13 protein-coding genes and 1 pseudogene are annotated in these 9,739 nt (G+C 62.3%); 5 read left to right on the forward strand and 9 right to left on the reverse strand.

Annotation, left to right across the window (positions count from 1 at the left end; genetic code table 11):
- Positions 1-118: 118 nt before the first annotated feature.
- The 8 genes from ACZ69I_RS38285 to ACZ69I_RS38320 form a co-directional block, all read right to left on the reverse strand.
- Positions 119-958, reverse strand: coding sequence for a TauD/TfdA dioxygenase family protein (locus ACZ69I_RS38285; protein WP_470837113.1), 840 nt, complete (start codon positions 956-958; stop codon positions 119-121).
- Positions 942-2,132 (reverse strand): MFS transporter, encoded by a 1,191-nt coding sequence (locus tag ACZ69I_RS38290; RefSeq protein WP_470837115.1) that lies wholly within the window; start codon positions 2,130-2,132, stop codon positions 942-944. The genes ACZ69I_RS38285 and ACZ69I_RS38290 overlap by 17 nt, the downstream gene beginning before the upstream one ends.
- Positions 2,129-3,286, reverse strand: a complete 1,158-nt coding sequence (locus tag ACZ69I_RS38295; protein WP_470837116.1) for a M20/M25/M40 family metallo-hydrolase — start codon at positions 3,284-3,286, stop codon at positions 2,129-2,131. The genes ACZ69I_RS38290 and ACZ69I_RS38295 overlap by 4 nt, the downstream gene beginning before the upstream one ends.
- Positions 3,287-3,288: 2 nt before the next feature.
- Positions 3,289-4,083, reverse strand: coding sequence for a GNAT family N-acetyltransferase (locus tag ACZ69I_RS38300; protein WP_470837117.1), 795 nt, complete (start codon positions 4,081-4,083; stop codon positions 3,289-3,291).
- A 130-nt stretch (positions 4,084-4,213) separates the two neighbouring features.
- Positions 4,214-4,642: a lasso peptide biosynthesis B2 protein gene (locus ACZ69I_RS38305; RefSeq protein WP_470837118.1), complete on the reverse strand. Its 429-nt coding sequence runs from the start codon at positions 4,640-4,642 to the stop codon at positions 4,214-4,216.
- Entirely contained in the window at positions 4,639-4,905 is a 267-nt protein-coding gene (locus tag ACZ69I_RS38310; protein ID WP_470837119.1) for a lasso peptide biosynthesis PqqD family chaperone, read from the reverse strand. Before ACZ69I_RS38310 ends, ACZ69I_RS38305 begins: the two co-directional genes overlap by 4 nt.
- A gap of 15 nt (positions 4,906-4,920) precedes the next feature.
- On the reverse strand, positions 4,921-6,549 hold the full coding sequence (locus tag ACZ69I_RS38315) for an asparagine synthase-related protein (protein WP_470837120.1): 1,629 nt from the start codon (positions 6,547-6,549) through the stop codon (positions 4,921-4,923).
- Positions 6,550-6,722: 173 nt separating this feature from the next.
- On the reverse strand, positions 6,723-6,851 hold the full coding sequence (locus ACZ69I_RS38320; protein ID WP_470837122.1) for a lasso RiPP family leader peptide-containing protein: 129 nt from the start codon (positions 6,849-6,851) through the stop codon (positions 6,723-6,725).
- Between the two features lie 267 nt (positions 6,852-7,118).
- Here ACZ69I_RS38320 and ACZ69I_RS38325 point away from each other — a divergent pair, with 267 nt between their 5' ends.
- From ACZ69I_RS38325 to ACZ69I_RS38340, 4 genes and pseudogenes are all read left to right on the forward strand, one after another.
- A complete protein-coding gene (locus ACZ69I_RS38325; RefSeq protein WP_470837123.1) occupies positions 7,119-7,361 on the forward strand; it encodes a hypothetical protein in 243 nt (80 codons plus the stop codon).
- Positions 7,362-7,432: 71 nt separating this feature from the next.
- Positions 7,433-8,141 (forward strand): annotated as a pseudogene (locus ACZ69I_RS38330) (aminoglycoside phosphotransferase family protein); the annotation flags it as partial.
- Between the two features lie 109 nt (positions 8,142-8,250).
- The gene (locus ACZ69I_RS38335) at positions 8,251-8,721 is read left to right on the forward strand and encodes a transposase (RefSeq protein ID WP_470837124.1); all 471 of its coding nucleotides are present in this window, start codon (positions 8,251-8,253) and stop codon (positions 8,719-8,721) included.
- Positions 8,722-8,858: 137 nt separating this feature from the next.
- Positions 8,859-9,071, forward strand: a complete 213-nt coding sequence (locus ACZ69I_RS38340) for a hypothetical protein (protein ID WP_470837126.1) — start codon at positions 8,859-8,861, stop codon at positions 9,069-9,071.
- Positions 9,072-9,078: 7 nt separating this feature from the next.
- Here the strand turns inward: ACZ69I_RS38340 and ACZ69I_RS38345 are convergent, their stop codons facing one another.
- A complete protein-coding gene (locus ACZ69I_RS38345; protein ID WP_470837127.1) occupies positions 9,079-9,252 on the reverse strand; it encodes a hypothetical protein in 174 nt (57 codons plus the stop codon).
- Between the two features lie 98 nt (positions 9,253-9,350).
- Here ACZ69I_RS38345 and ACZ69I_RS38350 point away from each other — a divergent pair, with 98 nt between their 5' ends.
- Positions 9,351-9,566 (forward strand): hypothetical protein, encoded by a 216-nt coding sequence (locus ACZ69I_RS38350; RefSeq protein ID WP_470837128.1) that lies wholly within the window; start codon positions 9,351-9,353, stop codon positions 9,564-9,566.
- Positions 9,567-9,739: the final 173 nt, after the last annotated feature.

Below are 9,739 nucleotides of genomic sequence, written 5' to 3' on the forward strand. Positions count from 1 at the left end.
CGGTATGAGCCGATCCAGTCGGCCGTTCGTCTGGATGAAATCCGTTGACGAGACCCTCCAGAAAGTCGCCGCCTACTGCCGGAGAATCTCCGATTCAGGTAATGAGATCGGGACCCATTCAATTGATCACGACACGACGCATAATCCGGGCCTGCCCCTCGGGCACGGCACCGTCTCCGGTGTGCAGGGTCGCTCGGTTGTCCCAGATCACTAGATCCCCTTCCCTGTAAGAATGGGCATAGATGTACGCCGGGTCTTCACAGTGAGCGAAGATGGAGTCGAGATACTGGTCACTCTCCTCCTGCGACATTCCGTCGATGGCGTCAGTGTGTGTCCAATTGACATAGACCGCCTTCCGTCCGGTCGGCGGATGCGGCCGGAAGACCGGGTGCAAGGTGTCCGGGCGCTGGTCTTCGGGGTCGATGTGCAGCATGTGCCCGCGGGCCTGGCATCGCTCCATCAGCTTCTGGGAAAAGCCGAACACCGCCTGCTTTCCCTCCAGGGCCTCCTTGATCTCCGCCGGAAGACCGTCGTAGGCAGCCAAAGTGTCGCAGAAAAGCGTGTCACCGCCCTCCTCCGGCACTCTTTCCGCGTAAAACGTGGTGAAGCGCGGCGGATTCGACTCATAGCACATGTCGGAATGCCAGATGTGAAAGCCCGGTCCGGGGTATCCGCGCGCCTTGCCGTTCTCCGCGACGTTCGTCACATACGTCATCTCCGGCCACTGGCAGGTGTTCTTCTTCAGGGGATGAGGGAATATCGTGCCGGCCATCCCGCAGAAGTCAATCTGCTCCTGCGGCGTCAGCTGCTGACCGGACACGACGAGAACCTGGTGCGTCGCGGCGAGATCGATAAGCGCCTGCGCATCGTCCTGATCGGCCTCCCTCAGATCGAGCCCGTTCACTCGCAGGCCGAACTCCGACGAGGTGAGCGGTTCGGTCTCACATCGCAGCTTCAACTCCGTACCTCCTCTTGATGAACAATCCGATACAAGCCGACAGGGCCGTGACGATCAGTGACATGACGCCAAGATCCGTCACCGTACGCCCGAATACGATCAGCACCCCGCCAGCGACAAGGAACGTGGACGCGTACTGCTGGAATCCCTGGAGTGCTGTGGCTGCGACCGGCGACTCCGAGAACCCCTGTAGGGCGGTCGAGATCGCTGGCCCGAAATAGACTCCACAATTCAGTTGCATCAACATGATCCAACCGATGAAGGCCGGGAACGGCACCGGGAGAGTGCGGGCGGTCAGCAGCAGGACCGCCGACAGTACCAACTGGATGACGATGCACCGGTCAAACAGCCGTCCCTGCGAGATACGACGAAGGAAGTGAGCGCTCAGGAAGCCTCCGGCCAGAAAACAAACCGAAGCCGCCAGAAACACCAACGAAAGCGCCCACACGCCCTGGTCGTAAATAGAGTAGACGATGAACGGCATTGAGGAAAAGAAGATGAATATCCACCACATCCCGGTGGACGCGTAGATGGCATAGCGCCAGAAGTAAGGAGAGGCTGCAATCTTGCCGTAACTCTGCTGCGGCGCCTCCTCCTCAGCGTGCCAGCGAAACACTTTACCGCGACGGATGAAAAGGATGAGTACCGCACATCCCGCGAGTCCGAGCATGAAGAATATGCTTCGCCAACTACCGCCTGCCGTGATGATTGCTGCGCCCGCTATCGGGGCGAGCAGCGGCCCCAGACTGGTGACACCGGAGAGGATGGTGTGTCCCCTGGTGACATACGAGGAGTGAAACGTCTGCGTAATCAGCGCCATGGAGAGGACCAGGGTCGTGCACGCGGCCAATGCCTGTACGACGCGCAAGAACAGTATGAGTGCGTACGAAGAGCTTAACCCGATGCAGACGGAACTCGCGGCGTACCCGACGGCGGCGGCGACGAACAGGAAGTAAACACCCATACGGTCCGCCATGGGATCGACGAGTAAATGGCACAGCGCAAAACTCAGGACGAAGAGATTTAAAATCCATTGGATCTGGCCCGGCGTCAGGCTCAATGCCCTAGCTATCTCCGGTAATACGGGAAGCACCATATCCATCGAGAACGCCCCGAGGGACACTGGTAACGCCAGGCTCAGGATGGCGAGTACCAGACGTTTCTGGAGGGTCACAGGGCCTCTGCGCTCAGTTCACGCAGCGTGGCCGCGAACAGCTTCAGCATGAGGTCGTAGTCCTGACGGTCCATGATCCCCCAGTGACTGTGGCCGTAACGCACCGGCAGTCCGATATTGATGGCGTGGACTCCCCTGCCGCTCAACTGCAACGACGAGGCGTCATGGCCGTACTGGACCTCGCTTTCCCACTGCGTTGGGATGTTCTCCCGCTGAGCCAGCTTGTAGATGAAGTCGACTAGCCTCGGACTCGGCAGCATGCTCCCGTCGTAGGCGAACAGCGCCGGCCCCTTACCGAGCTCGGGGGTGTCGTCCGTGGTGAACTGCGTGGGGTAGTCCTTCGCGACACCCATCTCCGCGTTCAAGATGACGTCCGGGTCGACATCACCGGCAAGGGCGGTCGCGCCGCGCATGCCGACTTCCTCCTGCACGGTGGCGGCGAACACGACGTTCAGGTTCCGATACGGCTCCGGATTCCGCCTAATCTCACCCAACAGCTCCGTCATCATGGCCAGCGGCGCTCGGTCATCGAGTGCCTTGGCGGCGTAGCGCCTTCCGGAATCGAGTACCCGGAAATTCGCTGCCGGAGTGATGGGCAGGCCCGGCCGGACCCCCAGCTCCAGCAGTCGTTCACGTGACAGTCCGGTATCAAAGAAGAGCTGAGCGGATGAAACCGCTGGAGGCGAGTCGAAGTCCGTCAAGACGTGGGGGGCGTCCATTCCCGTAATCGCCTCGATCGTCCTGTCCCCGACTGTGATGTGCCACAAGTGCCCCCAGAGGACGTGATCGATCCAGCCACCCAGAGGCCTGGCCCTGATGAATCCCTTTTCATCAATCTTTGAGATGATGAATCCGGTTTCGTCCATATGAGCCATGATGAGAACAGTGAGCCGGCCCTTGTCCGGTTCCCCGGGCTTTACCTCGGCCACGACATTGCCCACCCGGTCAACAGTGATACTGCCACTGCTTTCTTTCCAGAGCTCGATGACCTTGTCCCTGACCGAGGCCTCGAAGCTGCTCGCGCCAGGCAAGTTCGTCAAAGTTCCGATCAGCTGCTCAGTTGCGTCCTGTGCTTTATTTCTGGCAGGCATGTTCTCCCTCTTGTCTATCAACGTTACTGGCCCGGCGCCGTCAGACACTATGTGGATCCTCATGGCTAGCAGGGCAGATTCCACACCGCAAAGCTTCCCGAGGGAGCGAAACCCTGCTTCCTATAGATGTTTAGCCCGTCGGGTGAAGCCTGCAGGACACACGTGCTTGCTCCCCGCTGGTGAGCCACCCGCAGCGCTTGCTGGAAGATCTCGGTTCCGAATCCACGGTTTCGCCGGTGCTTGGGCGTGGCGATATCGAATATTCCCGCCACGTTGCCCGTCAGGTAAACGGTCGCCACGGACGCGGGCTCCTCGTCCGCGTAACCGACAATCTGGATCAGGTCACCCGGGAGCTCTTCGCGATGTTCGCCTGCCAGTTGATAGATGGCCCTGACGTTCTCCGCTTCAACAGGGTTTTCGGGTTCAAAAATTAAAGACAGGGTCCGGCCGAAATCCTGGAAGCGCTCCGCGGTGTCACAGTACTCGACCCTCGAGTGGACCGATAGTTGCCCCGGCAATGGCACCAAGTGCTCGAGGTACATCCCGACATCGTATTCTTGGTGCACCCACCCGGCTCGCTGCAACTTCTCTTCGGTCTCGGGGAACGAACCGGAGAGCCACCATGCGGCAGGTTTACCCTGCTCCCGATAATGGCGTGTCACTGTTTCGATGTCATCCGCATCGGCTGGCCAACCGAACACGGTATTGAAGGTATCGGACTGCAGGCCACAGTCTATGTATTGAATCCCAGCCAGCCGGTAGACGGAGAAATTGGGAACCCGTCCGGCAAATGCCGCGAACTTTGCCATCATGTTGCCAGACATGATCTGCGCCAGGTAAGGGTCATGCGAATTGCTCATAGAGCTTCCCTTGAATCTATTACCTAGAGGATGCGGCAGGAAAGTATCACAGAGGGAAAGGTAGGTGCGGTCCCCGACCAGCGCACCACTCAAGTCCCTTCGGCACTAAGAAGGTGATAGTCAGCCATCATCAGGTGCCGGGTGCCGTAAATGGGGGGACGATCAGCAGGCGCTGAAAATGGCCAGATGGGAGATTCTCGCCGATAGGTTGGTTATCGACCTCGACCCAGGCATGGGCTGCGAATGGATTTGTTCGCACGCCAGTACACCACGTGGGCCACGCGCCTCGGGCGCGGCACAGCAATGCGACGGCAATGGATCGCTGCAAACACCCCTGCCCTGCACAACGCAAACTCACCGTAGTGACGGCATGTCGGGCGGAAAGAGCTTGCTCGGCGGTCGCCGGTGGGACATTCCTCCGGATGAACTCCAGCGTCACCCGCAGTCGGGCCGGTGACATCCTGGCCATAAGCCGGGCGACGCCCACAGCGGCAATCGGAACGATGCGTCTGCGTACAGGAAGTCGGCGCTTTTCGGGCAGGGAGACCGGAGAGCTCATACTCCTGGCTCCAGCAGTTCTGCTGAGCGAAGTTGGCACGTAAGACGCGAGATGTCGGTATGAGCCTGATCAAGATCGATGCCGTGCCGAGACGTCAACTCTGTGGCGACGGCATCGGGTGTCGCTCCTGCCAGAAGCTGATCCAGAATGGCAGTTCCCGTACGGTTCAATTGCCAGTATCGGCCGGTGCGTTGGTGGAGAAGTACCATTCCGTCGTCGGTACGGGCAAGAACAGTATCCTGATTTAGACGTATGGGCATCATTCCTCCTCGGCGATGCTACTTGGTCGTGGCGCGAAGCCATGTCTCGCAGCCCAGAAGGTGCTCAAGCGCAATATGTCGCGAAGTGTCAGCCTGGGGCTCCAACAATTGTCTGCGCAGCACCTTGGTATCGATCAGCCCGCGGGCGGCCAAGGCGGAATGTGTGAAGACATCCAGCACTGCGGGAAGATTCTGGCGCAAGCCAATACGAACGTCCTCGCTAAACTCACCTTTCGTGGAGCGTCGCAGTATCTCGTCCGGCACGATGCCACGCATCGATGTGGCCAGGAGAGGCTTATAGGCTCTAGGGGTGGCTCGCTCGTCCAGCCGCACCGCCAACGCTGCCTCTACCGTGCGGTCATCGAGGTAGGGGAGATGGAGCTGGATGCCGGCTTCCGCAAACACACGCGCCATCTGTCCGTACGCGGGCCCATTGGTGCGCAGGGCCTGCAAGAATTGGTGCTGTCCCCGGTCAGCAGCCAGGGGCTGTGCCATGTCAGATGCACGGCGCAGTGCGGCCTGCGCGGCCGACACCGCTTCATCGGACACCCATGCCTGGCTCCGCAAGGGCACGAAGCCCCATTCCAGCGGTGGGAAGCGGCGGGGAACAGTTGCCCCGGTGAGCCCGCTGGCCTGGTCACGCCACCACTGAGCGATGTCTCTAGAGCACGTCAGTTCGGAGATCGCCGCCGCCAGCGGCCAGCGACTCAGTGATCGATGGCTACGAAGATGCTGGATTGCCGTCCATGGGCGGCGCCGCAATAATCGGTGCAGGTAGCCGGGAAACTTGTAGAAAAGTTCGTCCGCGCCATGACCTGCCAGATGCCATCGCGAGCCCTTGTCGGCCAAGCGTCGGGCGCTGAATCTGGTCCGGGCGAGTGTGCGGCTGAACAGATAGGGATTTTCAGTGTCCACGTGATCTTCCGGATTGCTGAAGATCGTCGGTAATTCTCTCTGCGGGATGACGAGGCTCTCAGCATGTGGTAAAGAATGTGCAGCATGCGAGGCGTAGATTGCGTCATCATTTCCGGCCTCGGCCTCACCCCAACGGAATATGAGGAGATCCGGACTGCCACGTGCCGCCAGAAAGCTCAATGAAGTCGAGTCGAGTCCTCCCGAGAGGTCCGCACTGAGCCTCCCTTCGCGAGGGCGCCTGCCAGCCATGCCTGCCGTCAGCGCCTCCCGTACCGCAGCGGCCCCGCGTTCCAAGGAATTCTCTGGAGCTGGTGGCTGCCACCAGCGGACCTCGCGAATGCGGTTCGGCGTCTGCACCACGTAATGATCCGGAGGTACTGCGGAGACACCGGCCCATAAGCTCTGTTCGCCCAACGGTGACGGCAGCATGTTTCCGCATGCCACCCGGGTAGCGAGCACCTCTTCATTGATCGATGCGCCGGTCATGGATGCGAGTACATCAGCCCTGTCGCTGACGACCGGTACACGTCCCAGACACGCGTAAAAGAGGCGACGGAGTCCGGTGAGGCTGCCTTGGGTGCGAGTTTTCCCGTTTACTGATACGGCGAGATGAAAGCTGCCGTGCAATGCCCGAGCAAGCCGGTCCGCATCGGACGGGGTACGGATCAGTCTGGCGAATTTGGCGAGTTGGGTGGTGGTGACCGGGCAATAACCAATCACCACCACCCGCACTGGGCCTGCATCCGCTGACACGACTTCGTCAGGACCCCAGCAACCGACCACCCATGGACGACCCGAGGAGTGAGTGAGCACCCTCGGCATGTCGAATGGGTGTGCATCGCCGGCTGGTTGCGCATCCGGAGTATCGGGCAGCACGACAAACCCAGTGCACACGGCGACTCCCCTTAGGCGTTGAAAATCGTGGAAGAGTCCCAAATGGTGCCGAAGGAACCAAGGGTGTCTTCCGAGAACTCGCCGACTTCCATCAGTATCGGTGTCTCGTAGAGCTCATACTCAAGAGCATGCTCCTCCATGACGACCTCCCATCCTAGAATTTCGTTATTCGGTTAGCGGGATCTCCATCTGAGATCCTTGCGCTACTCCGGGACACTACGCTCATTCCCATCCCGAGATCCACATGGATATTCCGATATAGCGATAGGGGAATCCTTTTAGCGTCATACCAAGACTCGGAAGTCGACCCCAGCGCCTCATCCCGCCTCCGGCCGGGACACACTCCGGCCCGGTCCGCGTTTGCGGGCGCGCTGGGGTGTTCAGGCTTCGATGTACAAGATGATCACGTGGCTGCCGAATTCGGCGATGAAGTACACGATTCGGACGCCGGTGTCGGGCTCGCGGTATTCGCGGAGGGGGTCGCGGCCGGGGGGGTGAGTTCGCCGATGCCGGGGTTGGTCTGGACGGCGACGATGGCCCGGTCTGCTGCGATGGTGTCCTGGTTGTCGAAGCCGTCGATCTGGCGCTGGGCGGCGGCGTGCAGGGTGGCCTTTGCCCGCCGGGGCCCGCGCCTAGTACTGCAGCTGTAGATCCCGATCTCGGTAGTGCACGGTCGGCTTGGGCTTGGTGGCTGCGGCGGGCTGGCGCGTAGGGTGCCGGGATGCTCGCGATGCCAGAGGAGTTCGTGCAGAGCACTGTCGACCGCGAGGGGGAAGCCGGGGCGGCGTGGCTCGCCGAGCTGCCCGGATCGTGAAGGAGTTGCTGGGGCGCTGGGAGTGCGTGCCCGATGGCGAGGTCATGCACGGGGGTGTCGGTGTCATCGTTCCGGTACGGGAGCGGAGTGGGGAGAACGCCGTACTGAAGGTGTCATTCCGCATCCCGGTAACGTCCATGAGCCGGATGCGTTCGTTGCGTGGGGCGGGTGCGGCGCCGTCCTGCTGCATCAGCGCGACGACGAGCGGTTCGCGATGCTGCTGGAACGGGTTGAGCCGTCGACCCTGGCGGAGGTCGAGGACGGCGATGAGGTGGTGACGGTCGCCGGGTGGCTTAATCACCGCCTGGCTATCCCCGCACCGTCCGGTCTGCCCCGGCTGCGCGAGCAGGCCGATGTCTGGGAGGAATAGCTGTGCAAAGACGCCAAAGAGCTACCGCATGCCCTGCCGCGTCAGGTGCTGGATGCCGCTGCAGCATCCGTGCGGGAGCTGGGCCGGGACCAGCCGGAGACCCTGATCCATGGCGATCTTCATGCCCGGAACATCCTGCGTGCCGACCGGGAGCCATGGCTGGCTGTCGATCCCAAGGGGTACGCGGGAGATCCCGCGTACGACGGCGGCACCCTGCTGAAGTCCCGCGCGCTGACGCTCCTTGGACGAGTGCTGCCACCGTTAGTCATCGTGAGCGGTGTGGACTGACGATGAGATGGTGGCCGCGGGTCACAGCATAGATCCCGCCCGGTGGCGGGAGACATTCGCGGCTGCCATGGGCCGCATAGCGGGCTGGTTCGCCCGCTACGAACCCCGCCTGCGGGCCGGGCGGCTGGTGCTGGGCCTGCTGTCGGACCTGCCCCGCAAGAACTGCTGGACGATCGCGGAGTGGGCCGGGGAGGCCAGCCTGCATGGTATGCAGCACCTGTTGTGCCGGGCCGCCTGGGATGCCGAGGCCGTCCGCGACGACGTGCGCGAATACGTCGTCGAGCACCTCCACGACGAAGCTGCGGTGCTCGTCGACGAGACCGGCGACGTGAAGAAGGGCCTCCACACCGTCGGGGTCCAGCGCCAATACACCGGCACAGCCGGACGGATCGAGAATTCCCAGCGCCTGTTCATCACGGTCACCGCCCAGCCTCGCCACGACATGGCCCACCGACTCGGCTGGTCGCACTGGCGGCGACGCCACCAGCAGCGATCCCTCACCAGCCATCGCCGGCGACAAGCTGCATACCAGACATGAAGATCGCGATCTACAGCTGGAGTACTAAGACGGGCGGTTTCGGCGCGAGGGACTGAGCAGGATTGAGACACTCAGGCTCGGCCGCCGAACACCGCGCTCGGCGTGCTGGAGTGACCGGCCAGGCGCACCCTGGAGACATGGCGGACGCCCCGATAGTCATTCACTCGCCGTCCCACATGGGCGGCCGACGGGTGGTCGTGCGCGGGCAGATCCTCGGACTCGCGCACGATGATGCGGACGTCCTGGAGTTCCTGCGCCGGGCCGGGTTGCCGGGCGCGGAGCAGCTGCTCGACGACTCGGCGTGGGTAACGTGGCGCGGCGGGCGGGCGCACGAGTACGAGGCTGCGTGACGCATGGCTAAGCGGCGATCGCGACCAGCAGCGCGAGGACGAGCACATGCATGGCAGCGGCCGCCAGCACGGCGATCCCCGCGAGCGATCCCATGATTAGCCACGCGAACATCGTCACGCGGTCTGCGCGATCGACTGCGTCCTGATAGCCGCTGTTGTCGTCCCCGTCACGGTTCATCACCGCCCTAGGAGCCTAACGGGCATGGGTTATCCACAGGCACACCCGTTCCCACGCGGTGTGCTCTACCGTGGCGCGCCTGTGGATCACAAGGGGGCGCCATGCGCAGGGTGGAGCTGACAGGTCAGGCCGACGCGGTGATGGAGACGCTGCCGGACGACGTGCACGAGGAGGTGCTCGCCCTCGTCGACTCGGTGGCCGACACCTGCGGTGCGCCCGTGGGCGCGCCGGTCGCGGTGTTTGGGGCGTCGAGCTGGGTCACGTGCAGCGTGGCGGGTGACGTTGTCGAGGTGCTCGACATCGGACGGGCGGACTGACACCGAGGCGGCGGGCCGGCGCCGAGGTGATGCCCAGCTGCGGTGCATGCGCGGTTACCTGGGCGTATACGTACCGAGCCGAGAGGGCGGGCCGAGAGTCACTCCGTGGCCCGCCCTGACGGCGTTTGGGCTTGATCAGTACGAGGCGTTGTTCTTGCCTCGCAGGTCTGCGG

Source organism: Streptomyces sp. NPDC036815, assembly GCF_055609205.1.